The organism is Acinetobacter apis (assembly GCF_900197575.1).
Lineage (GTDB): Bacteria > Pseudomonadota > Gammaproteobacteria > Pseudomonadales > Moraxellaceae > Acinetobacter > Acinetobacter apis.
The window spans coordinates 584,543-607,862 of the sequence record NZ_FZLN01000001.1 but is presented as its reverse complement, the minus strand read 5'-3'; the positions used below and the strand labels follow the sequence as shown (position 1 = coordinate 607,862).

Annotated in this window: 25 protein-coding genes and 1 pseudogene; 12 read left to right on the top strand and 14 right to left on the bottom strand. The window is 34.7% G+C overall.

Translation table 11 applies throughout. From position 1 onward, the window contains the following. Nucleotides 1-276: 276 nt before the first annotated feature. Nucleotides 277-1,089: a MetQ/NlpA family ABC transporter substrate-binding protein gene (locus CFY84_RS02770; RefSeq protein ID WP_088822669.1), complete on the top strand. Its 813-nt coding sequence runs from the start codon at nt 277-279 to the stop codon at nt 1,087-1,089. A 634-nt stretch (nt 1,090-1,723) separates the two neighbouring features. Then, complete coding sequence (locus CFY84_RS02765; protein WP_171289021.1) at nt 1,724-2,536, top strand: MetQ/NlpA family ABC transporter substrate-binding protein; 813 nt, start codon at nt 1,724-1,726, stop codon at nt 2,534-2,536. Nucleotides 2,537-3,347: 811 nt separating this feature from the next. Here the strand turns inward: CFY84_RS02765 and CFY84_RS02760 are convergent. The 10 genes and pseudogenes from CFY84_RS02760 to CFY84_RS02715 all read right to left on the bottom strand — a co-directional run bounded on the left by CFY84_RS02760 (nt 3,348) and on the right by CFY84_RS02715 (nt 11,305). Then, nucleotides 3,348-4,292 carry a phosphotransferase enzyme family protein gene (locus CFY84_RS02760; protein WP_088822667.1) on the bottom strand — a complete coding sequence of 315 codons (945 nt, stop codon included), beginning with the start codon at nt 4,290-4,292 and terminating at the stop codon, nt 3,348-3,350. A 27-nt stretch (nt 4,293-4,319) separates the two neighbouring features. After that, nucleotides 4,320-5,444 (bottom strand): Fic family protein, encoded by a 1,125-nt coding sequence (locus CFY84_RS02755; protein ID WP_088822666.1) that lies wholly within the window; start codon nt 5,442-5,444, stop codon nt 4,320-4,322. Nucleotides 5,445-5,822: 378 nt separating this feature from the next. After that, a complete protein-coding gene (locus CFY84_RS02750) occupies nt 5,823-6,254 on the bottom strand; it encodes an Ivy family c-type lysozyme inhibitor (RefSeq protein WP_171289020.1) in 432 nt (143 codons plus the stop codon). Between the two features lie 63 nt (nt 6,255-6,317). Next, nucleotides 6,318-6,782 (bottom strand): copper resistance protein NlpE, encoded by a 465-nt coding sequence (locus CFY84_RS02745; protein ID WP_171289019.1) that lies wholly within the window; start codon nt 6,780-6,782, stop codon nt 6,318-6,320. A 108-nt stretch (nt 6,783-6,890) separates the two neighbouring features. Continuing rightward, a pseudogene (locus tag CFY84_RS02740) lies at nt 6,891-7,219 on the bottom strand (DUF6176 family protein). Nucleotides 7,220-7,336: 117 nt separating this feature from the next. Further along, nucleotides 7,337-7,573, bottom strand: coding sequence for a VF530 family protein (locus tag CFY84_RS02735; protein WP_088822663.1), 237 nt, complete (start codon nt 7,571-7,573; stop codon nt 7,337-7,339). Nucleotides 7,574-7,907: 334 nt separating this feature from the next. Next, complete coding sequence (locus CFY84_RS02730) at nt 7,908-8,318, bottom strand: hypothetical protein (RefSeq protein WP_088822662.1); 411 nt, start codon at nt 8,316-8,318, stop codon at nt 7,908-7,910. A gap of 214 nt (nt 8,319-8,532) precedes the next feature. Then, a complete protein-coding gene (locus CFY84_RS02725) occupies nt 8,533-9,729 on the bottom strand; it encodes an aldose 1-epimerase family protein (RefSeq protein WP_088822661.1) in 1,197 nt (398 codons plus the stop codon). 44 nt (nt 9,730-9,773) lie between these two features. Beyond that, nucleotides 9,774-10,553: a sulfite exporter TauE/SafE family protein gene (locus tag CFY84_RS02720; RefSeq protein WP_088822660.1), complete on the bottom strand. Its 780-nt coding sequence runs from the start codon at nt 10,551-10,553 to the stop codon at nt 9,774-9,776. A 59-nt stretch (nt 10,554-10,612) separates the two neighbouring features. After that, nucleotides 10,613-11,305 (bottom strand): MBL fold metallo-hydrolase, encoded by a 693-nt coding sequence (locus CFY84_RS02715; protein ID WP_088822659.1) that lies wholly within the window; start codon nt 11,303-11,305, stop codon nt 10,613-10,615. Between the two features lie 153 nt (nt 11,306-11,458). Between CFY84_RS02715 and CFY84_RS02710 the strand changes: the two genes are divergently transcribed. Continuing rightward, nucleotides 11,459-12,688, top strand: a complete 1,230-nt coding sequence (locus tag CFY84_RS02710) for a sigma-54 interaction domain-containing protein (RefSeq protein WP_088822658.1) — start codon at nt 11,459-11,461, stop codon at nt 12,686-12,688. A gap of 49 nt (nt 12,689-12,737) precedes the next feature. Here CFY84_RS02710 and CFY84_RS02705 read toward each other — a convergent pair whose 3' ends face one another. Further along, complete coding sequence (locus CFY84_RS02705; RefSeq protein ID WP_088822657.1) at nt 12,738-13,352, bottom strand: superoxide dismutase; 615 nt, start codon at nt 13,350-13,352, stop codon at nt 12,738-12,740. Between the two features lie 305 nt (nt 13,353-13,657). On the opposite strand from CFY84_RS02705, the gene CFY84_RS02700 reads away from it, so the two are divergent. Together CFY84_RS02700 and CFY84_RS02695 are read left to right on the top strand one after the other, a co-directional pair. Further along, nucleotides 13,658-15,022 carry an ABC1 kinase family protein gene (locus CFY84_RS02700; protein WP_088822656.1) on the top strand — a complete coding sequence of 455 codons (1,365 nt, stop codon included), beginning with the start codon at nt 13,658-13,660 and terminating at the stop codon, nt 15,020-15,022. Nucleotides 15,023-15,270: 248 nt separating this feature from the next. Continuing rightward, nucleotides 15,271-16,554: a dicarboxylate/amino acid:cation symporter gene (locus CFY84_RS02695; RefSeq protein WP_088822655.1), complete on the top strand. Its 1,284-nt coding sequence runs from the start codon at nt 15,271-15,273 to the stop codon at nt 16,552-16,554. A 43-nt stretch (nt 16,555-16,597) separates the two neighbouring features. Here the strand turns inward: CFY84_RS02695 and CFY84_RS02690 are convergent, their stop codons facing one another. Next, nucleotides 16,598-17,107, bottom strand: coding sequence for a hypothetical protein (locus CFY84_RS02690; protein WP_088823370.1), 510 nt, complete (start codon nt 17,105-17,107; stop codon nt 16,598-16,600). A gap of 79 nt (nt 17,108-17,186) precedes the next feature. Further along, nucleotides 17,187-18,581, bottom strand: a complete 1,395-nt coding sequence (fumC, locus tag CFY84_RS02685) for a class II fumarate hydratase (RefSeq protein WP_088822654.1) — start codon at nt 18,579-18,581, stop codon at nt 17,187-17,189. 177 nt (nt 18,582-18,758) lie between these two features. Here fumC and tusD point away from each other — a divergent pair, with 177 nt between their 5' ends. Genes tusD through CFY84_RS02665 form a run of 4 tightly spaced genes read left to right on the top strand, consistent with a single transcriptional unit; the run spans nt 18,759 to nt 20,099 of the window. Then, on the top strand, nt 18,759-19,127 hold the full coding sequence (gene tusD, locus CFY84_RS02680) for a sulfurtransferase complex subunit TusD (RefSeq protein WP_088822653.1): 369 nt from the start codon (nt 18,759-18,761) through the stop codon (nt 19,125-19,127). 9 nt (nt 19,128-19,136) lie between these two features. Further along, entirely contained in the window at nt 19,137-19,487 is a 351-nt protein-coding gene (locus CFY84_RS02675; RefSeq protein ID WP_088822652.1) for a hypothetical protein, read from the top strand. A 5-nt stretch (nt 19,488-19,492) separates the two neighbouring features. Then, the gene (locus CFY84_RS02670; RefSeq protein WP_088822651.1) at nt 19,493-19,771 is read left to right on the top strand and encodes a hypothetical protein; all 279 of its coding nucleotides are present in this window, start codon (nt 19,493-19,495) and stop codon (nt 19,769-19,771) included. A gap of 16 nt (nt 19,772-19,787) precedes the next feature. Continuing rightward, nucleotides 19,788-20,099, top strand: a complete 312-nt coding sequence (locus CFY84_RS02665) for a TusE/DsrC/DsvC family sulfur relay protein (protein WP_088822650.1) — start codon at nt 19,788-19,790, stop codon at nt 20,097-20,099. Nucleotides 20,100-20,105: 6 nt separating this feature from the next. Here CFY84_RS02665 and CFY84_RS02660 read toward each other — a convergent pair whose 3' ends face one another. After that, nucleotides 20,106-20,573, bottom strand: a complete 468-nt coding sequence (locus CFY84_RS02660) for a hypothetical protein (RefSeq protein ID WP_228149577.1) — start codon at nt 20,571-20,573, stop codon at nt 20,106-20,108. Nucleotides 20,574-20,752: 179 nt separating this feature from the next. On the opposite strand from CFY84_RS02660, the gene CFY84_RS02655 reads away from it, so the two are divergent. The 3 genes from CFY84_RS02655 (at nt 20,753) to accB (ending at nt 23,315) form a co-directional block, all read left to right on the top strand. After that, the gene (locus CFY84_RS02655; protein WP_088822649.1) at nt 20,753-22,165 is read left to right on the top strand and encodes a coniferyl aldehyde dehydrogenase; all 1,413 of its coding nucleotides are present in this window, start codon (nt 20,753-20,755) and stop codon (nt 22,163-22,165) included. 254 nt (nt 22,166-22,419) lie between these two features. Continuing rightward, nucleotides 22,420-22,878: a type II 3-dehydroquinate dehydratase gene (gene aroQ, locus CFY84_RS02650; RefSeq protein WP_088822648.1), complete on the top strand. Its 459-nt coding sequence runs from the start codon at nt 22,420-22,422 to the stop codon at nt 22,876-22,878. Between the two features lie 14 nt (nt 22,879-22,892). Continuing rightward, nucleotides 22,893-23,315 (top strand): acetyl-CoA carboxylase biotin carboxyl carrier protein, encoded by a 423-nt coding sequence (gene accB / locus CFY84_RS02645; RefSeq protein ID WP_088822647.1) that lies wholly within the window; start codon nt 22,893-22,895, stop codon nt 23,313-23,315. Nucleotides 23,316-23,320 lie beyond the last annotated feature (5 nt).

Genomic DNA, 23,320 nt, shown 5'->3' with positions numbered 1-23,320 from the left:
GTGGTCTAAATTACCATTTCATTAATTTTAATGCTTTATGACATGTATTAAATAATGTTACTCGCAATGCGTATTTTAGGGGCCAACATAGCTGAACATATGAACGTTCGTTATGGCATTGATGAAACATTACATCGGGGATGCTAATTAGAGTTGGCATATATTCAAAGTGATCCAAAGCTACAAAAGCATATTACTTTAAATTACAGTCACTTAATATTAGCTTATTATTGTTAAAGAATAATGAATGCAACATCCGGATTGGATATTAGATAAATGAATTTTTTCAAAAAGATTGTGTTAAGCCTAGGGCTATCAGCAGTGGCTGTCACTGCATTTGCAAATCAAAAAATTACCATTGGTGCAACAGAGACACCACATGGCGTGATTTTAGACTTTATTAAGCCTCAGTTAGCTAAACAAGGTATTGATTTAAAAGTTAAAATCTATCCTGATTTTGATCGCCCTAATGTTGATTTAAATGCAAAAAAACTAGATGCATCTTATATTGTCTTTAGACCGTACCTTGCTCAATTTAACCGTGAACATAAAGCCAATTTAGTTCCGATTGTTCCGGTCCACATCGAACCACTGATCTTGTACTCATCAAAAGTTAAAAATTTAACAGAAGTACCTTATGGTGCAATGGTTGTAATTCCTGATGATGCTGTAAATGCTGGACGTGCATTACTACTACTGCACAAAGCAAATTTAATTACATTGAAGCCTGAAGTAAATCACTATGACTCATTAACAGATCGTTTACCTACAGTACGTGACATTATGAGTAATCCTAAAAATTTAAAAATTAAAGAACTTGAGGCGGTTAAGCTTTCAGGTATTATTCGCATCACTGAATTTATTGTACTCAACGGCAATTTTTTCTTAGAAGAAAAACTTGATCAAGCAGGTGTACTTTATGTAGAACGTGGTTTGGATGGTAAAAAAATGTGGGCAGAGTATTTAGTTACTCGTCCAGAAGAGGCTAATAATCCAGCAATTCAAAAAGTGGCTCAAGCGTTAAATAGTAAAGCAACCAAAGACTTTATTATCAAAACATTTAAGGGTGAAATTTCACCTGCATTTTAAATAATTTAAGATGTTTTTTTTATAGGATATAGATAGTAATTATATTTACTGTCTATATTTATATAAAATATAATACTTATATTAATTATGATAATTTAAATTAATAATAAATACTTCTAATAATAAAACATATAAAATATAATGATTTATGTTTTATAAATATTTAAATCATATTGCATATATAATAATGCGTGATATTATCCCTCTTGCAAGCTAACCAAGTGATTTTAATTGAATTACATTATTACTGTGTGCGCAGCAGACAATGTAGTTGATTAATATTGAAAATATATTAAATATTTAACTTATATTAGTGGTCATTAAAAATTTATTCAATGAATAAATAATATGTCACATAATAGAGTAAATAAATGTGTGGTTGAATTACTATTAAATATTAGGGGTCTATATTTAGGTATTATTTATTATATCAGTATAGTATTTATTTAATTTTTTCTGTACACATTATATTGCCTCTTTAAAAGAATATTGATTTATACCATTATGCCTAAAGTACAAAGCATATATTCAATAAACTTCGTTCAAGGTAATAAATTAATATATATAGCAGGTTATGTCTTCAAATATTTTTGATCAAACCACTATTGTTATATTTTTCAATGGATATTTATTCATGAATCTTTTTAAAAAATTTGCTTTTACCCTGGGGTTAACAGTTGTTGCTAGTTCAACTTTTGCTAATCAATCTATTACTGTTGGAGCAACTGAAACACCGCATGGGGTGATTTTAGAATCCATCAAGCCGCAACTCGCAAAGCAGGGAATTGATCTAAAAATCAAAATATATCCAGATTTTGAACAGGCCAATGTTGATGTTGCTACCAAAAAAATTGATGCATCTTATATTGTTTATCGACCATATATCGCTAGATTTAATACTTTAAATAAAACAAATTTAGTTTCTGTTGTTCCAGTCCATATCGAACCATTTATTTTGTATTCCAACAAAGTTAAAAGTTTAAAAGAAGTACCCTATGGTGCAATGGTCGTTATTGCGAATGATGTTGTGGATACCGGACGAGCATTATTATTGTTAAATAAACTGAATTTAATTACCTTAAAATCAGAAGTAAACCATTACGATGCATTAACTGATAAATTGCCTACAGTTCAAGATATTACGAGTAACCCGAAAAACTTAGAAATTAGACAATATAATGCGGAAAAATTAGCAGACATTATTAAAATTACAGACTTTGTGATTTTAAATGGAAACATTTTTCTTCAGGAAAAACTAAATAAAAGTAACGTACTTTATATGGAACGTGGCTTAGATGGAAAAAACATATGGGCAGAATATTTGGTTACTCGTCCAAACGATGTAAATGATGTGGCAGTGAAAAAAGTGGCGCAAGCATTAAATAGTCAGGCCACCAAAGACTTCATTAATAAGACATTCAAAGGTGAAATCTCACCTGCATTTTAATGACTGGTTTAATTTTTAGTATATATATATATTATAGAGAAGATAGCGTGCCTATGCCATCTGTAAGATATATTAACGATTAAAAAATAAATATTTGAAGGGAATACATAGTAAATCAGTAAAATAGGAGAGATATGCCTTATTAAGCAATGATCCGGTAGAGAGCTATGTACAGATCACACTTTGATATCGATCCATTAAAACTAAAGCACTTATTTATAAAAACATTATACAATATTACATACTAAAGATATTAAACTGATATTTAGATAAACTTGATCAATTAATACAATAATAGAAATTTATAAGTATGTAAAACATATTTTTAATTGGAAATTAAAAATAAAAATATGATTTATATTTATTTTTAATTTATTCGAAATATTTCCCTCAACCTATCCATTTAATATTTTTTAAATATTACTAAATTTCCTTAAAATTTAGGCTTGTGCAATCAGAAAAATGATTATATTGTATTTTGTATAGGGAACGACATTAATTTTAAATGATGTTTCTAGACAACAGATATTACTTTTTCAAACGGTAACTTTATATTTAAAGTTATATTTGAAAAAGTATACTCAGTCGGAATAAGTGTTTTAAATGAAGTAAAGAGATGGCTTTATTACTTTGTCTGACACCCGATTGTGACGTAATGACTGTGTCAAGTATCTTAAACACAATCTTTGGGGCGGTTGTGTGTGATTACTAGTAGAAAATCTAGTAATCTATTTTGAATGGTGGTTTGCCATAAAATATAAGTTACTTCGACACAGTCATCTTATTTTGTAGTATTTTAATCTTATCTTGTTTAGACATTGCTATTTACTCCATTGCTTAAATAAAGGCGTAACCATTTCATTACCTGTGCTGAATCTTTGAGTATTTTTGGAATAATATGAGGCGTTAAACAACCGTGTTGAACGAGAAAAGCTATTTTCTTTATTTCGTGTAACAATAGATCAGGTGCAATTTCTTCAAGCGTAAAAACACGATTAGAATATTGAGAATATGCATTTAAAAATACAGCAGCACTTGTTGTTAAATCAGTACCATCTTTATCCCACCGTTGTAAGTTCCATAGCATAATTGCCACGTCCATACATGGGCTCGAAATGCATGCATACTCAAAATCTATAAATTTTGAAACATTGTGTTCAATAAATATATTTCTTGGGCGAGGATCGCCATGACATAACACCATTTCATGATGAAAATCTTGTGTTTTTACTAAATTAATGAGCTTTAAATAATGCTGTTGTAAGGCAACATCACCACAATTTAATTCAAGTAATCTCTGTATTTCTGCATGTTTTGCTTGATGGTCATAACATGGTAGTAAATGGGATATTGGTAATTGGTGTAGCCGTGCAAGGGTATATGCAGCAGACTGTATGTCTCTTTCTAAATATGTGCTTTGAGTTCCTGGTGCTTGTTCAAATACGAGCACTAAATGTTGTTGATCTTGTACCGTCATTACAGTGACAAAGTCATTTGATCGATTTGTTAATACTGCTGCAGCTGAAATAGCATGGCTTTTTAAATCATTACAAAGCTTTGCTTCTAAATTGAGAGATGCCCAAGAACGCTCACGATTAAACACTTTGATATAATAGGTAGTTTTGGACGCTGTCAGTGCTGAAAATACTAAATTTACGCCAGGAACAATAATTTCACACTCAGTAGCCTCAATTAAATAATGAGCATTTAGCCAAGTGGGCATCTCTAGGATTAAACGATTAATTTCAGAGTCCATTACTAATTTTCGCTTTAAAGTCAGATTCTATGGAATAAGCATTCTATTAATTTGATACCGTGTATTACGTCCGCGACCTTCTAATTTTACTACACAGTTTTTTTCTAATAAATCAGATAAATGACGTGTTGCAGTTGCTTTACTTACTTTCGCCACTTTCTGGTATTGCGATGCACTAATTCCTTGCTCAAAACCATTCTCCCCACCATCTAATAATCGATTTATAATTTTACGTTGTCCTTCATGCAGTTCTAATTTGGCATGTTTATGCCAAAATTGACTTTTAAAAAGGGTTCGATTGATTTTTTTTAAGGTTTTTTCAAGACTATCATCTAAGGTATCTAAAAACCAAACCAGCCATGCAGTAATATTAGAATCGCTTTTTTGGGTTTGTTCTAAAATATCATAATAGCTTTTACGTTTATCTAGAATTGCTGGAGATATTGCGTATAAACGAATACTTTGCTCATCCATTTGAGCCAAGGCAAGATCGGTTAATATACGTGTAATCCGCCCGTTACCATCATCAAACGGATGTAATGTAATAAACCATAAATGTGTAATTCCTGCACGTAAAATTGGATCCAATAAGGCATCATTTAAACTAGAATTAAACCATGTAATAAAAGCATCTAAACGTTGCTCTAGTCCATCTCTTGCTGGTGCTTCAAAATGCACCTTAGGATAATCCATTCGACCTGAAACAACTTGCATAGGCTCTGTGCCTCGAAGCTCTCCAATATGTAAACGTTGTATGGTCCAATCATAATCAGTAAATAACCAGCGGTGCCACTGCATTAAACGTTCTAAGGTCAATGGTTGTTTCACACTATGCAAAGCATCTAACATTATGTTGGCAAGACCTTCAGATCGATTTGAACTCGGATAGGGCTGTTCAAGCGTTACCCCAAGGCGTTTAGCCAATGATGATCGCAACGAAAATACATTCAGGGTTTCATTTTCAATGGCAGAAGAGGCGACAAGGTTGGCTAGCAATGTATCTAAAGTGAATTGTTCTTTGGCAATATCATGCTGGCTTTGACCCAGTAAAATACCTATTTTTTGATGTATTCGTCTAACTTTTGGAAGAATTGTTTCTTCATGCCATGAAAAGTTTGTCCAATGGTCAATTTGCCAAATCCACTTTTGCATTTCAGCTCCGAAACGACATAAGTTATTTAATGAGCCAAATATAACATATATTCGGCTCATGATATAAGCCGATTAAAAAATTATTCGGCTCATAAACTGACTGTAAAAACATTTACTTCAAGATGAAGTTATAAACTAAATAATGATATGGAAATTCGATGAGAACCTAAAAAAAGGCGAGTCGTACTTTTATTTATATTTTGCAAAAAAACGTCTTAAAGAAAATTGAACCATTCACAGGTCATATTTATGAAAACTTACACATGAATAGGGGATATCAATAAATTTAATATATAAATATCATAATCTTAGAGTGTAAAGCATTATAGTAAAATAAGCTTTTCCTATAACGCCGTACAAATAGATATTTAGGTGTAATTAAAAATTAAATTTTTGTGGGTAATTATCTAAAGCACCCGTTAAGGCAGAAAGTAAAACGGTTTTCTCTTCAATCGATATATCCATTTTATTACTCATCCAACTCAATTGTTGAGTTGATTTTTTCAGATTAGTGACTGAGTAAACAGATGTCATGGTTTTTAGCTTTGAAGAATAGATGGTTGCAATTTGTTCGCTTGCACAATCATGTGGTTTACATGAATTAAATACCAAATAATCCTGACCTGCAATTTTTACACTTTTTGTTTCAGATGTCGTGCCACCTGTTTTTATCCAAGCGGGTAAATTCTTGCGTAAAGAAATTTTGTTAAATTCTGCTTGGGCAAAATGATCCGAGCTAAAGGTTCTTGGTAATTCTGCTTGAGCTAGCGTTGTCGCGGATGCAAGCATAACAAATAATAATTTTTTCATTCTCATAATCCTTGAGTTTTAATGAGTACGTTGATTGGTAATAATATAATGACCATTGTTTCATCATATTTTTTGCTTGAGGGTTACAGCGCCTTTAATATGTTTTCCTTTTATATTTAATGGTGTAGCTGTATGTTCTCCAATAAAGAAAAGTCGTTTTCTTCCACGAAAATTGAGTGTAATAATCGAGGAATGATCTGTATTAAATTTAAAATGACCTTTTGAAATCATTGTCTTATTACGACCATGTGCATAGAGGTATGTTTCTTTTAATTGAAAGGTTTTGTTCTCCTTTAAGATTAAACTTGTGTGAATTCCTTGACAGTGTTTACATGGCTCAGTGCCTGTATATTCTCCAAACCAATCTAATGAGTTTTCAGCCGTATGGGTTGTATCAAATCTTGGTTTATGGTCAATGTCCGCATATATAGACTGTGAGCTAATTAAGCTACTGACTAAAAAAACAGACACTAGAGATATTTTATTTTTCATAAAATTAATCGAATTAATTAGAGGCAAAGCTAGCATATTAACCATGCCTACAATGATCTATAGCAAAATGGTATAAATAAAGTAGTATTGGTTATCATAATAAAGAAGAAAAAGGATAGGGGGTAAGGCTAAAAATGAATGCCTTTAAAATGATTTATTATTCTCTAAATCAATTAATAGCCTTGCTGGGTATTTTTCCCCCCAAGTCTCCTTGAACTTTTTATGCACTTGATCAATGTTAAAAGGGCTTGTTTTAGCGATTTTTTGGGCAGCAGAAATATCATTTGCTCTCATATAAGCCAATAAATAATCCTCACCATCTAATTCAATGTGAAACCAAGATTCAATATATACACCTTCAGCTTCAAGCATCTGTATAGCTTCATCTTTTCTTACCTGAATTTCTTTTTCCAGTCTTCAACACTTGAAAAAGTGTTTGGTTTTAATTTTATTAATGTTGCACCTACATCCATTGTTTTTCCTCTGTTTTCCTTGTACTTGATAAATTAGTAATTATTAAAATAAAAACTAGTCGGCTGACTTTATATTACACCATAATCACTTGTATGCTGAAGTTAGGGTCTTGGTGACTATGATTTCTGTTTGGCTTTCTGGCGTAAAACATATAAATATAAGCTTTCTACTTTTTCGTGTGCCCATGGTGTTGTACGTAAGAACCGCAATGATGATTTAATACTTGGATCTATGCAAAAGCATCTAATTTCAATTTTACGACTTAAACCTTCAAAACCATCATAGTAGTCCAATAACTCATCCAAGATATCAGCGAGTTTTTTGCCATGTAAAGGGTCATTGGAGCTATTCATAATGAATCAATCATATTTTTGGGAGGCAATCATTATAACCTGATCTTATTAAAAATGAGCGTATGTGAGTTTAAATGTAGCGTTAGCATGAGTAATGTATTCACTAAACATACTTAAAGTTGTTAGTGCTACTCACTCTATTTAACATAATATACATTATACGAAATGATGTAAATATGGATAGCACTATAACCCATAATGATTTTATACCAATATTTTTAAAAATTTAGATCTTAAATAAATTTAATGAAGTAATACCTTTAAATGTTTAAAGGCATTACTTCATTGATTGAGCTGCAAACGCTGTTTGAAAAATTTAATTAAATAGATAAAACTATTCTTTTAATCTTAAAAATTTAGGTTTACCTTCTCCTAAATCATCAAAAGCAATAATTCCAGTTTTAGATTGATTGGCTTGATATGGACTAATCAAGTCTTGATCAATCATCTGAACATGATTTTCAATACCTAGCGTATCAACCAAAACAAGTTGTTCTATTGTCAAACTTTGAGATTGGGTTGATGTATTTGTAATATTCACTTGGTAATAGTATTTTCCAGCCTTGGACCAATTGGTTTCAAGTGAATGGATTTTAAAGCCCTTATTTGAGAGCTCATTATCGGTTAAAAACTGATTACCAAGTTGAAGATCAGGTTTTTTTGTTGTTTCTGATATTTTAGTGTTTTCACTACTGCATGCAGTCAAAATAACCATGCACAGCAATAACATAACTGTTTTTTTCATTACAAAATCCTTTTTAATTTTAATACTTATTTAAATAAATATTTTCCATGCCTTATTCAGCGAAATAATTGTAAATATAATATTAAATATGAATGTATTGTTATGGTGATATTTATAACTATTTTTTTAACAAAATTTAGCCAGTTTGCGTTTTATAGATATAAAAAAAGCCAGGTCAACTTATATTCAACCTAGCTTTTTTTTAAAAAGTTACTTATTCTTTTGCAATAGGCGTTTTTAATTGATTAATTTTATGATTACCTTGGATTTGCGCTATTCTTTGTTCAGTTGCTTTCACTTGCTGAGCCGAACTCAATAAAGAATACGTTAACTCAAAATCAATACTTTGATTCGGCTGTATTTGCTTTACCCGATTTTGTGCGCGTTCAATAGTAACTGGATATGCATAACTGGTGCCTGGTTCAATCCCTGTAACATAACCTTGTTTTAAGGTATCTGTATTTTTCCATAGTGTAAGTACAGGCAGCTGTGCCGTATTAAAGGCAATCGATACACCCTTATCCCCTGCCTTGTTAATTAATGCAGCTAAAGTATTGCCTTGAGCATCTGCGATTGGCTTTAAATTAAATACCATTTCATCGAAGTTTTTAGTTGGTCCTAAATATTTAGACCATGTCTCTAATCCCTTAATTGCATAATCATTAAATGGACTGACTTCACTCACAGGTGCAATAAATTTAGCACCGTCTTCTAAAATAGGTTGTGAAAAATTACTATGATAAATAATTTGATAGTCATGTGGGTAATCTGCATGATTGGTTAATACATCATGAATTTTAAATGTACTTTCACCAGGTACATACACAAGCTCTGTCATTGTCTGTAAATCAGATTTTTTAAACGTGCTTTCTTTAATAAGACCTTTAATATGGATCGCATAAGGTGCTTTATCATCAATATGTATGGCAACATAAGATGCAGGTGTATTTTGTGCTTTGCCATGTAACGAATAAATTTGCCCATCTGCAACCACAGGATGCCCTGTCCATTCATAACCACAGCGCACCATCATTTCGTTAAAGCCATCTAACCACCCTAAACCATTGCGGCTATCTAATTGAATATATGATGGATTTACGATTTCTTTAACTGGTGATGACCAACCTAAGTGAATTCCCTGACCTTTAGCATATAATAAGCCCATTCCTCGTGTCGGAGATAAAGCAATAGTTAGGCCATGGTCACTGGTTAAGGTAATTACCTTCGTCCCTTCTTGTTTCCCGCCACGTAAGACTCTTTGTTCAATGCTATAATTTGGTCCTGAAACCTTCCATGCACCTAAATCAATATTTTGTTCTGTGTCAGTTAAAATATATGTTTTGGCATGTGCCAATGTGGTGGTAAGCATAATAAAAAAAGCAGCTGATGTAATAAGCTTAGTGTATTTCATATCCACAGTCCTTGTGTTTATAAATTATGAATTTCAATATGATATTAACTGAGAGTTCTTAGTGCCATACTTAATGAAATGATAATCAGCATAACTGAAAAAAAGCGTTTAACCAATAATTCTGAAATATAGCGTTGGATATATTTTCCGATAAATAGACCTAAAACACATGAAATTATGAATGTAGACGTCACCTCTTTGGGATAATGATAGCCAGATGATAATTGTGTTAAACACGTAATTAGACCAATTAAAAATATAATCATGAGTGATGTACTACTAATACTTTCAAATGAGAGTTTTGATACTTTTTTAAGCGCAGGAATAATAAGAAAACCGCCTCCTACACCCAATACACCAGTCATTAACCCTGAGCAAAGTCCAATGCCACCTAAATATACTTGTGTTTGTATTGTCCATGAAAAACGACCTGTCTCAGGATCGAGCGGACATAAATTACTTGTTTGGTTTGAAGTATGAGTAAACAGCGAGCGTAATGCAGCACTTGCCATAATAAAGCAAAAAATAAAGGTCAGTAGATTGACTGGTAACATATGTCTTAAATAGATACCCGTATAAACTGTCGGTATGGAAAATAATGCAATCCAAATTGCAGCTTTATAACGTACAACACCGCGATATAACCCATCAAAGGCACCTATCCCTGAAGATAGTGTAATGGCAAGTAGTCCGACAGGCGCAGCTTCAGCAATTGTCCAGTTCTGAGAATACATTAAAGCAGGAATAGCCAATATTCCTCCGCCTGCACCAGTTAATCCAAGTAATATGCCAATTAAAATGCCTTCAAATATTAGTAAAAACATCTTTATCTCTACCTGTCTATCATGATCATGCTGTTAAACGCCGTTATTTATCTAAAGGATTAAACCTCAATACGACCACATTGCTGATTAGCAGGCAGTGCTTGGTCAATGAGTTTTGGGTAAGGTAAATTTAACTGCTGCATAATTGTTATAAACTCTGCTTTGGTTTTACCTTGTCCAAGCCGTATATTATTTTTCTTTTCTAACCCAATAGTAGACGCTTTTAAACCATGGTAATCATGAGCAGGATAAACAACTGTCTCTTCAGGCAAAGTGAATAATTTATTATGGACGCTATCATATAAATTTGCGGCACATCCTTGTTGAAAGTCGGTTCTACCACAGCCATTAATGAGTAAAGCATCTCCTGTGAATACAGCGCCGTGAATGTAGAAACAAACACATGCATTGGTATGTCCGGGTGTATGTAATATATAGATTTGATGTTGTCCTAAATGAAGGATGTCATTGTCTTGGATTAAAACATCTGCGCATGTCACATGTGAGTTTTGATGAATACAAAGCTGTGCCCCTGTTATAGATCTTAATTCTGATGCTCCAGTAATATGGTCAGCATGAAGATGTGTTTCTAAAATATATTTTAATTCGAGTTGTTGTGTTTTAATTGCCTCAATATAAACGTCTGTTTGTGAAATGACAGGATCAATGAGAGCTGCATGACGTGAAGCACTACAAAATAAAAGATAAGTATATGTAGAGCTGATTGGCTCAAAAAATTGTTGTATGAGCATGGGGCTGCCTTTTATATTATAACTTTACCCTTATTAAGCAGAAAACATGCCATAAATAATATATATTAAAATCAGTTATTTATATTTTAAATTTAGAATTAAAGCCATTTCTATGCTAATTTGAAACAATAAATGAAACATGTGAAACAATAAATGAAACAATTGGAATTTGAAACTTTAGATAATTTTCAACAATTTTTAAAATATTTAGAAGTAATTTATCCCAAACAGACAATCATTTTTTTCACATTACAAAGCAGTACATTTTCTATGGTGTATTGTTCCCCCGCGTTAAAAGACCAATCCAAAACTTTATTAAATGCAATACAAAACACTCACACCGTCCATCAATTTCAGCAGTTTAAAATTACCGTTCAATCTCAATGCTATGGCACGTTATTTTTATTAAATTCATGTGCAAACCTTCTTTTGAATGATCAACCAACACAGCAACAATTAATGAATCATTTAAATAGTGTATCGCCTGAAATTGAAAAAATGGTTCATATCATTCAAAAAGTCGCTAAAACCAACTTTCCTGTTTTAATCCGTGGTGAGTCAGGGAGTGGTAAAGAATGGGTTGCTCAATTAATTCACCAATGTAGTAATCGTATAGACCAACCATTTATTGCAATTAATTGTGCAGCATTAAATACCAGTATCTTAGAAAGTGAATTATTTGGGCATGTGAAAGGTGCATTTACAGGCGCAATTAAAGATCATAAAGGGTTATTTGAGCGTGCAACAACAGGGACATTATTCCTAGATGAAATTGCAGAACTATCATTAGATTTACAAGCTAAACTTTTGCGTGTTTTAGAAACAGGTGAATTTACGCCGTTGGGTGGCGAAAAAGTTATCAAGACGCATGCACGTATTATTACAGCTACTCACCGTGCATTAAGAGAAGAAGCTAAACATGGACGATTTAGATATGACCTTTTATACCGTTTACGGGTTATTCCTATTTTTGTTCCGCCACTTCGTCAAAGAAAGATGGATTTACCATTACTCCTTAAACAAATTATGAATGAGTATTGCCCTTCACATCAAGAACCTATTATTACTGATGAAGCAATGTCAATTTTATATCAGCACCATTGGGCGGGTAATATTCGAGAACTTAAAAATACACTGCTTTATGCATTAACCATGATGGATGATGGCTCAACCCTTGATGTACATGATTTACCCCAAGAGTTAGTATATGAACATGCGAAAGATCAGACCGTAAATTGTTCTCAAGAAGTAACGTCTAAAATATCTAAACAGACTTTACACGCCGTATTAGAATCATCTCATTATGATTTGAATACGGTATTAGAAAAATTAAAAATCAGCCGTAGCACTTTATGGCGTTATCGAAAAAAATGGGATCTTTAAACATAAAAAAAGCAGCCGAATTCGGCTGCTTTTTTTTAAAATTCATAAATTATTTAGCAAGTGCTTCTTGATAACGACGTGATACTTCATTCCAATTAACCACATTGTAGAAAGCTGAAATGTATTCTGGACGACGGTTTTGATACTTTAAGTAGTATGCATGTTCCCATACATCTAAACCTAGAATTGGTGTATTGCCATAAGCAAGTGGAGAATCTTGATTACCACTGCTTTCAACTACTAATTTTTTCTCAGGTGTAACACTTAACCATGCCCAACCACTACCAAAACGGCTTACAGCAGCTTTAGTGAATGCTTCTTTAAATGCATCAAAGCCACCTAGTTCATTTTCAATTGCAGTTGCAAGTTCGCCTTCTGGCTTACCACCGCCCTGTGGGCTTAATACTGTCCAAAATAAAGAATGGTTTGCATGTCCGCCGCCGTTGTTAGCAACAACTGTTTTTAGATCTGCAGGAATATCATTAAATTTTGATACTAAATCTTCTACGCTTAAAGATTCCCACTCTGTGCCTTGGATAGCAGCATTGATGTTATTGATATAAGTTTGATGATGCTTAGTATGGTGAATTTCCATTGTTTGTGCATCAAAGTTTGGTTCTAAAGCATCATATGCGTATGGTAATTCTGGTAATGTATAGCTCATTTTTATATCCTTATGAAACAAAGAAGAATTGTTATGAATAACAATACGATAAATAGTCTCTTATTTCAATCTTAACATCAATTGAGTCGTTCTAATTTCATTGTATTTGTATTTCTAATTTTTGTATTTAGCTGTTTACTGTTTTTTACACAAGTTATTTTTAAATTTACTTAGGCTATTTATAAATACGTTTTTTATACGGTTTAAACTGCGCATAATGGTCTGAATTTGGTTACAATAAGAAAAAGGTTTGCCCTTATTTGATATATCTTCAAATACATTGCCCGATTTAAAGGATTCTACAAATGCCTGATGAAAAAGATATATTAAAAAATCTAAAAACATCTTCGCTGGATCGAAGAATATCGATTGCAAAAGCATCATTTGTTGCAGGAACACGTTGGGCGACCTCCAATGCAACTTCTTTTTTTGCAAGCGATGAAGAAAAAGAGAAAAGAAGAAAAAAAGCGCTGACTGAACAAGCCAATTACTTGGTGTCTGAAATTGGCAAGTTAAAAGGTTCAATTGTTAAAATTGGTCAAATGATGGCTCTATATGGAGAGCATTTTTTACCACGTGAAGTTACTGATGCATTAAACACATTGAATAATCAGACAGTTGCAGTAGATTGGCAATCGATCTACCCTCACCTTCAAAATGAATTGGGTGCAAAATTAGGTGAATTAGAGGTTGATCCCTCCCCGATTGGGACAGCATCGTTAGCACAAGTGCATCGTGCTACACGTAAATCTGATGGCTTACAAATGGTATTGAAAATACAATATCCTGGGGTTGCAAATGCCATCGACTCAGACATGAATTTGTTTAAACAAATGCTTAAAATCACAAATTTGTTGCCGCAAACACGTGAATTTGATCAGTGGTTTGATGAAGTCAGAGAAATGATGCACCGTGAAGTTGATTATAATATTGAAGCTGCAACAACCAAGCGTTTTGCAGACTACTTAAAAAATGATTCACGTTATATTGTGCCTACAATTATTGATGAATTCTCTACCCCGCTCATTTTATGTATGACATATGAGGAAGGTATCCCAGTCAACAGTAAAGAGATGTTGGTTTTATCTCAAGAGCGTCGTAATTTGATTGGTGAAGCTTCTTTAGATATTGCAATTAAAGAATTGTTTGTATGGGGCGAGATGCAAACAGATCCAAACTTTGGAAATTATTTGGTCCGTTTAGCCAATAACGACCAAACACAAGATCAAATTGTATTGCTAGATTTTGGCGCAATCAGACAATTTGATCAGACCTTGCTTGATATGTCTCATGCCCTTTTGTTAGCAGGTTATAACCATGATTTAGAAGCAATGACCAATGCAATGCATGGCTACCCTTTCTTTGATCAAATTCCAAGTAGTGTTAAACCAGACATGGCACGTGTGTTTTTACTTGCAACTGAACCATTTAGTAGCCATCAAAATAATCCTGAGCTGCCAGAAGGCGTGATGGGTGAAGATAACCGCTATGATTGGAAACGTAGTCAGTTACATCAGCGTGTAATGCAAAGAGCAAGTAAATCAATGGCTTCTCGTTATTTCAGTATCCCTCCTAAAGAGTTTATGTTTATTAGTCGTAAATTTATTGGCGCATATACTTTTATGACGGTAATTGAAGCGAAAACCAATATTCGAGAAGCTTTTGTTTAAAGGCTTCTATTTTCATTATACTTAGGCTATTTGGGTATGTAGACTAAAGTCTAAGTTCGTATTACTTATAGGAAATCTATCACAATATTCGGTATTTTTCTTATAAGTCACTTATATTTATAAAAAAATTCTATATCAATCAGTTTATTCCCTAAAAATACCATTTTTTGAGGTGATGACTTATATTTCGACTTTGAATAACTTTTTAAAGTACACTTCAAGCTGAAATATTTTGTGGATCTCGATTAATGGAAATCAAATCTCACTCTCCTGCTAAAAAACAAAAGTTTTATCAAGTCCTTTATATACAAGTAATATTTGCAATCACGCTTGGCATTCTGCTTGGACACTTTTATCCAACCTTTGCAGAAAGTTTAAAACCTCTCGGTGATGCATTTATTGGCATTGTGAAGATGATTATTGCACCTGTGATTTTTCTTACGGTTGTTACAGGCATCTCAGGTATGAAAAACATGGGGAGTGTTGGCCGAGTAACAGGTAAAGCCATGCTTTATTTTGTTACGTTTTCAACACTTGCGTTATTTGTAGGAATGATTGTTGCAAACGTCATTCAACCAGGTCATGGTTTAAACATTGACCCTGCAACATTACAAGGCGATAAAGTTGCTCAATATGTCGATAAAGCACATGATTCGACAATTGTTGGCTTCTTAATGGGAATTATCCCAAAAACGTTAATCAGTCCTTTAGTCGGTGGCGATATTCTACAAGTATTGGTGGTGGCAGTTTTATTTGGTATTGCGCTTGCGTCAACCAATGATAAATCTCAACCAATTATTGATTTTTTAAACTTACTTACGGTTCCTGTATTTAAATTGGTTGGCATGCTCATGAAGCTTGCTCCCATTGGTGCTTTCGGTGCTATGGCATTTACTGTAGGTAAATACGGCGTTGGTTCAATTGGTAACCTTGCCCTGCTTATTGGTACATTCTATTTAACATCAGTTTTGTTTATATTAATTGTTTTAGGTGCTGTTGCACGTTATAACGGCTTTTCAATTATCCGCTTAATTCGTTATATCAAGGACGAATTATGGTTAGTATTAGGTACCAGTTCATCTGAAGCTGCCCTTCCTAATTTAATGACTAAAATGGAAAAAGCAGGTTGTGAAAAATCTGTGGTTGGTTTGGTGATTCCTACAGGTTACTCATTTAACTTAGATGGAACAAACATCTACATGACCATGGCTGCATTGTTTATTGCACAAGCGTGTAATATTGATTTAACAATCGGTCAGCAGCTTACCCTTTTATTAGTTGCAATGATTAGCTCTAAAGGTGCAGCTGGTGTAACTGGTGCTGGATTTATTACCCTTGCAGCTACATTATCTGTTGTTCCTGATGTACCTGTTGCAGGTATGGCATTGATTTTGGGTATTGACCGTTTTATGTCTGAATGCCGTGCATTAACTAACTTTATCGGGAATGCTTGTGCTGCCGTGGTTGTTGCACGTTGGGACAACGCTTTAGACAAAGAACAACTTGACCGTACTTTAAAAGGTTTAGATTAATTTTACTTAGGCTAATTTATCTAAGTCTTAAAAAAACCGTCTTTTATGACGGTTTTTTTACGTTTTCAAGCCCATTTAGAACGTTCGGTGTAATATACGGTTTCCATTGTTCACGAAGTAATGGTAAATAAAAGCGCTCTCCAACTTCAATTAATTCTTCATCAATCGTTGCATGTAAATCATGCAAAAATAAATAATCTAATTCAGGCGTGGTTAAATTTTTATGCTTGATATGATAACTTTGACGTTTCTTTTTAATTTTTTGTACCATGTCATTGGCATATTCACGGTCTTTATATTGTGCAATTGCAGTTAAACGAAGTTCAACACCGCCCCAACCACTTACAAACAATTTAAAAATATTAAAATCTTTCTCTTTTGACTCCCACTGCATTTGCTCTAAATTATTATCTTCAGGCAACACAGGCAGTAAAAGCTCCATTACACTTGGAAATATTTTTTTAAAGTTTAAGATAAATTTAACAGGATGGTCACCTGGGTAATCTTGAAACTGAATATGTTGTTGTGTATCGGTTAGATAAATCTCAAGCATAAACTCGTCATCAGGTATTAAAATATCATTCATTGTAAGACATAACGTGAACGATTCAAAATACCTGATGCAAAGATGGTTATTTCACATTCGCTGAAACCATATTTTCAGGTACAACAATTTTATCAAACTCATCAGCAGTCACATAACCAAGCTCTACAGCGACTTCTTTTAATGTTTTACCTTGTTGGTAAGCCGTTTTAGCAACCTTAGCTGCTTTTTCATAACCGATGGTTGGATTCAATGCAGTCACTAACATCAAAGAGTTTTGCAAGAAATGATCGATTTGATCTAAATTAGGTGTAATGCCTACGGCGCAATGATCATTAAAACTTAAACTTGCATCACCCAATAAACGAATAGACTGTAATAAGTTAAATGCAATCACAGGCATAAAGACATTAAGCTCAAAATTACCTGATGCGCCAGCAATATTAATCGTTGTATCGTTACCCAATACCTGTGCCACCACCATTGTCATGGCTTCACTTTGGGTTGGATTAACTTTTCCGGGCATAATACTTGACCCTGGCTCATTTTCAGGGATACGGAGTTCAGCCAAACCACAACGTGGACCACTTGCAAGCCATCTCACATCATTGGCAATTTTATTTAAGCTTGTGGCCAATGTTTTTAACGCACCTGATGCAAATACAGCAGCATCTCTTGCAGCAAGTGCTTCGAATTTATTGGGTGCAGTGATAAATGGCAATCCTGTTAGATCAGCAATCTCCTGTGCTGCACGAACCGCATAGTCTGGATGTGCATTTAAACCTGTACCCACTGCGGTTCCACCCAAAGGCAACTCATATAACCCATGTAATGCATATTGGATTCGTTGTAAGCCTGCATCAAGCTGTGCAACATAACCACTGAACTCTTGCCCTAATGTTAATGGTGTTGCATCTTGTAAATGTGTACGACCTATTTTAACAATTGACTCAAACTCAATAGATTTACGGCGCAATGTATCGCGTAATGCTGTCACCGCAGGAATTAATACTTCATGTAAATGCAAACAGGCAGCAATATGGATGGCTGTTGGAAAAGAATCATTGGTTGATTGTGCACGATTGACATGATCATTCGGATGAACAGGCTGTTGTGTGCCTAAAGGCTGTCCTTGCTTATGATTGGCAATATTGGCAATGACTTCATTACAGTTCATATTGCTTTGTGTGCCGGAACCTGTTTGCCAAATCACCAAAGGAAACTGATTGTCCCATTGCCCTGCGATCACTTCGTCTGCTGCATCAACAATCGCTGTTGCCAAATCTTGAGGAATTTGCTTTAACTCTGCATTGGTCAGTGCCGCAGCTTTTTTTACAATACCCATGGCACGTATCATGACGCGAGGCAGATGCTCAGTACCAATTTTAAAGTTTTGTAAGCTACGCTGAGTCTGTGCGCCCCAATACGCTTCACTTGGTACTTCAACTTCACCCATCGTGTCACGTTCAATACGTATGCTCATATGATAATCCTTTACTTCAATCAATCAATAATATGGTGTGATTTATACTACACCTGTTTTTGTAAATAATAATCATTATATAACAGAAATTAAATCAAAGAATTCAATCGAGCTTAGCTGCTCTCTCTTGAAATAAATCATTGTATACTACCCTCATCGAATCATTGTACTTGTGATATGAGCACGCTTATTTTAATTACGACATCACCAACATCGATTATGGCTTGGCATGCTTTGGGGTTGGCACAAGCATTACAACAAAAACAACAGCCATTTCGGGTTTTCTTTTATCAAGACGGCGTTCATGTTGCAAATCAGCTCAATTGGAACCCTGATGATCAACGAAATTTAACCCATGAATGGCAAAGTTTAAATATTCCATTGCCTGTATGTGTCAGTGCAGCATTACAACGTGGGATTACAGATCAAGACAACGCAGAACGTCACCAATTACTCCATTCCAACTTAGCAAAACATTTTCAGTTGGTTGGATTAGGTGAGTTAGCAGATGCTGTTGAACAGGCTGATCGTGTTGTGCAATTTTAAAGGTATATCGTGAAAAAAATTCTTATTGTGTTATCAACCGCCAATTTACATCAGTTAAATACAGTAGAAAGTATTTCAGCTGCCATGGTACTTGCAACATTTGGTAGTGAAGTCCATGTTTTGCTACAAGATGCAGCACTGAGCCTTTTAGCTTCTGATCTAAGTTACGATGCAAGCACACACGCTTTTAAATTGGCATCCAATCTTGTCGATAGTTTTGAATTTTATGATATTGAATCAATTTATATTGAAGAAAAACATGCCAAGCATCCTTTAGTCCATCAAGCACAATCATCCATTCAATGTATTGAGTTTAATCGCGACTTTGTTCAACAATTTCACCACATATTATCTTGGTAAGTATGATGTCTTATTCTATTTATTTAATACAAAGCACATATCATCAAACACCTGCTCACCTTGATCAATTAGCACAGCTTGCTCAGATTAACGATGTGATTATTCTCATGGCGGATGCCGTATTATGGGCCAATGATCCTCGGCTTCAAACATTCAAACAAGTTTATGTATTAAACTCAGAAGCCTTATTATTGAGTGTACATCCTGCTAATGTGCAAGTGATTGATTATCCTCAATTGGCAGATTTGATATTACAGACCACAACCTGTATTCGCCTTCACTAAAACACAGAGAAATATTATGCCTTACCCGCTTGATCAAGATGGCCATCTGCTTGACCACAGCACATGGAATGCCGACATTGCACAACACTTAGCACAATCTCTTGAGATCACGCTCACCGAATGGCATTTAGACGTGTTGCACGGCGTACGACAGTTTTATACTCAATATGGTCACTCACCAAGTACACGACCGCTGATTAAGTTTTTAATGAAAACAGTTGATGCTGATATAACCAATGCCAAATTACAACAAGCCTTTAATACCGGTCTCGTTGCACGACATGTTTGTCGCTTGGCAGGAATTCCAAAACCTGCCAATTGCTTATAGTTGGATTTAAGGCAGTAAACGCTTCAATGCAACAGGACATTGTTTTGGGTCGGCAGATGAACAAAACTGTATGTTGTTTGGATCTTGCCAGCGAACATAATATTGAGATAGCTCACCTGACTGTTGAATCGCTTCGCCTGAACAATCTCTTTGGTTATTGTCAAATTTCATTTGAATCGCAAGCGCACCAATTTTATTGTCTTCTACAGAAGGTTGGTATTCATACATCCCTGTAGACCATTCGGCAGCACTGTTCACCACCACAGCATTATTTTCTTTAAAGTTGTAAAATTCTTTACATGTGGTGTTGGGCAATGCCATCGCCCATAATCCATAAATGGCAGGCCGTGTCACAATGACAATATCATTTGCAGGTGCAGGTGGGAGTTTCGCTTTTTGTTGTGTGGTGGCAGGAGATGCTGCAAATGATGCTGCACTCATAAAAAATAAAACAGCGCTAAATAATCGTTTCATATAACTCTTAAATTCATTGTTTGCATAATGTTGATAAATTAGCATAATTCGAGAAAAGAAAGTGTATTTGCATACCATCAGTTTGTTTGATTTTTTTAATGCAACGAAACCGATATCACACACAAAACAATTTTTTCATAGTAGGATAAAAACAAACCGTTCATGTAGTGTATATCGATATGGCCTCGCCAACTGAAAATCTCACAGAAGATTTAAATTCTTACTTTAAAGCGCAACAACAAGCGTATCAACAACAAAGCTATCCTGCTTATGAAGAACGTAAAATTTGGCTCATGCGGTTATATACACTTTTACAGCAAGAGCAGCACATTTTTATTGATGCAATCAACAAAGACTATGTTCACCGTAGTGCCGATGAAAGCCAGATTGCAGAAATTATTCCCAGTCTTTCTGCCATTAAATACTGCTTGAAGCATTTGAAAAAATGGATGCAACCCAACTCACGCGATGTTGCAATGCTATTTCAGCCAGCAAAAGCATATGTTTTAGCACAACCGCTTGGCGTAATTGGAATTATGGTGCCTTGGAATTACCCATTATTTTTGGCATTTGGTCCACTGTGCCAAGCTTTGGCGGCAGGAAATCGTGTCATGCTAAAAATGAGTGAATATACTCCACATTTTGCAATCGCATTCAAAGATGCGATTGGGCGTGTATTTCCTCAAGACTTAATTACTGTCGTGATTGGCGACACCGACACTGCAAAAGCTTTTACACAGCTGCCGTTTAATCATTTATTTTTTACAGGCTCAACCGCAGTCGGTCAGCATATTATGCAAACTGCAGCAGCCAACTTAACGCCTGTCACTTTAGAGCTAGGTGGAAAATCCCCAGCCATCATTACCAAAAATGCTGAGCTTGATGAAGCCGTCGAGCGTATTGCATTTGGTAAAACCATGAATGCCGGTCAAACCTGTGTTGCACCAGATTATGTGTTAATTGACCAATCCCTAAAAGAAGATTTCATTGATAAATATTTAAAAACACTTGAACAGTTTTATCCTAAAGTGGCTGATAACCCAGATTACACCGCCATTATTAATGATCGCCATTTAAAACGTTTAACTGACTATGTGACTGATGCAATACACCACGGCGCGATTATTCATCAAATGCAAGGTCATTCAGATGGACGGCGTTTTTTACATTGCGTGCTTGAAAACATGACAGATGACATGACCATTGCACACGAAGAAATTTTTGGTCCCATCTTGCCTGTCATTCCGTATGAGCATTTAGATGATGCAATTGTATATATTAACCAGCGTCCGCGTCCCTTAGCACTTTATTACTTTGGTCATGATGCAAAAGCACAACAACATGTGATTTTAAATACGCACAGTGGCGGTATTTGTCTCAATGAAACTTTAATTCATGTGGCACAAGAAGACCTGCCTTTTGGTGGTGTGGGGGCTTCAGGCATGGGACGCTACCATGGCATTGAAGGTTTTAAGACATTTAGTCATGAAAAGTCAGTATTTGTACGACCGAAACTGAGTTTTATGAAGCTCATTTATCCGCCTTATGGCACATGGATTCAAAAAACCCTCATGAAATTCTATTCAAAGTAATAGAATAGTTATATGCCTTACAAGCGCTATACACCAATTTGACCATAGTTTATACTTTAAAGTATTTACTCTACAAAAATGGCACTTTTTAACATTGCTAAATATGAAAAATATTTACAAGATATGCGCATATTTTCAAACCTTAAAATACATTCGGTTAGATTGATGTCAATAAATCTGCTTGTTTTGGGGCTTAAAGTATTAACTTTGCAGATATCTTGTAAACTATACCTATTTTAAGTGGAACACGTTGTATGGCTGCTCACATTCTCGTAATACATGGACCAAATTTAAACTTGCTCGGAACACGAGAACCTGATGTCTATGGTCATCATACGTTAAATGATATTAACCATGCTTTAATTGCTGATGCCAAACGCCATGAATGCGAGCTAAAAACCTTTCAAAGCAATGCTGAAGCCGATATTATTAACCGAATTCACCAAGCCCAAAACGAACAGATTGAATACATCATTATTAATCCAGCAGCATATACCCATACCTCTATTGCCATTCGAGATGCTTTATTGGGTGTAGCCATTCCATTTATAGAAGTTCATCTATCTAATGTTCATGCTAGAGAGCCATTTAGACACCATTCTTATTTCAGTGATCAAGCACAAGCTGTCATTTGTGGATTAGGTGCTTTTGGTTATCATGCTGCTTTACAATATATTCTTTCCAAACTTTCACCTACTGATTCATTTTCATAAGGAAAATTTCAACTATGGACATTCGTAAAATCAAGAAACTGATTGATTTAATGATCGAATCTGACTTACAAGCCATTGAAGTTAAAGAAGGCGATCAGTCCATTGCCTTAACTCGTCGTTTACCTGAGCCAATCTTGAGTATGCAAGCGCCTGCACAAGCACCCGTTGCTGCTCAAGCACCTGCTGCAAAAACGCCACGTGGCGCATTAGAAACAGCGCCTATGGTTGGCGTATTCTATGCAGCATCAAGCCCAGGTGAAAGCCCACTTGCTCAAGTAGGTCAGACGGTGTCTGCAGGTGATACATTAGGTATTATCGAAGCAATGAAAATTATGAATCCAATTGAGGCGACACAAAGTGGCGTGATTGAAGAGATTTTAGTGAAAAATGGTGAAGTGATTGAATTTGGTCAGCCATTGTTCCGTTACCGCGCTTAAGTGGA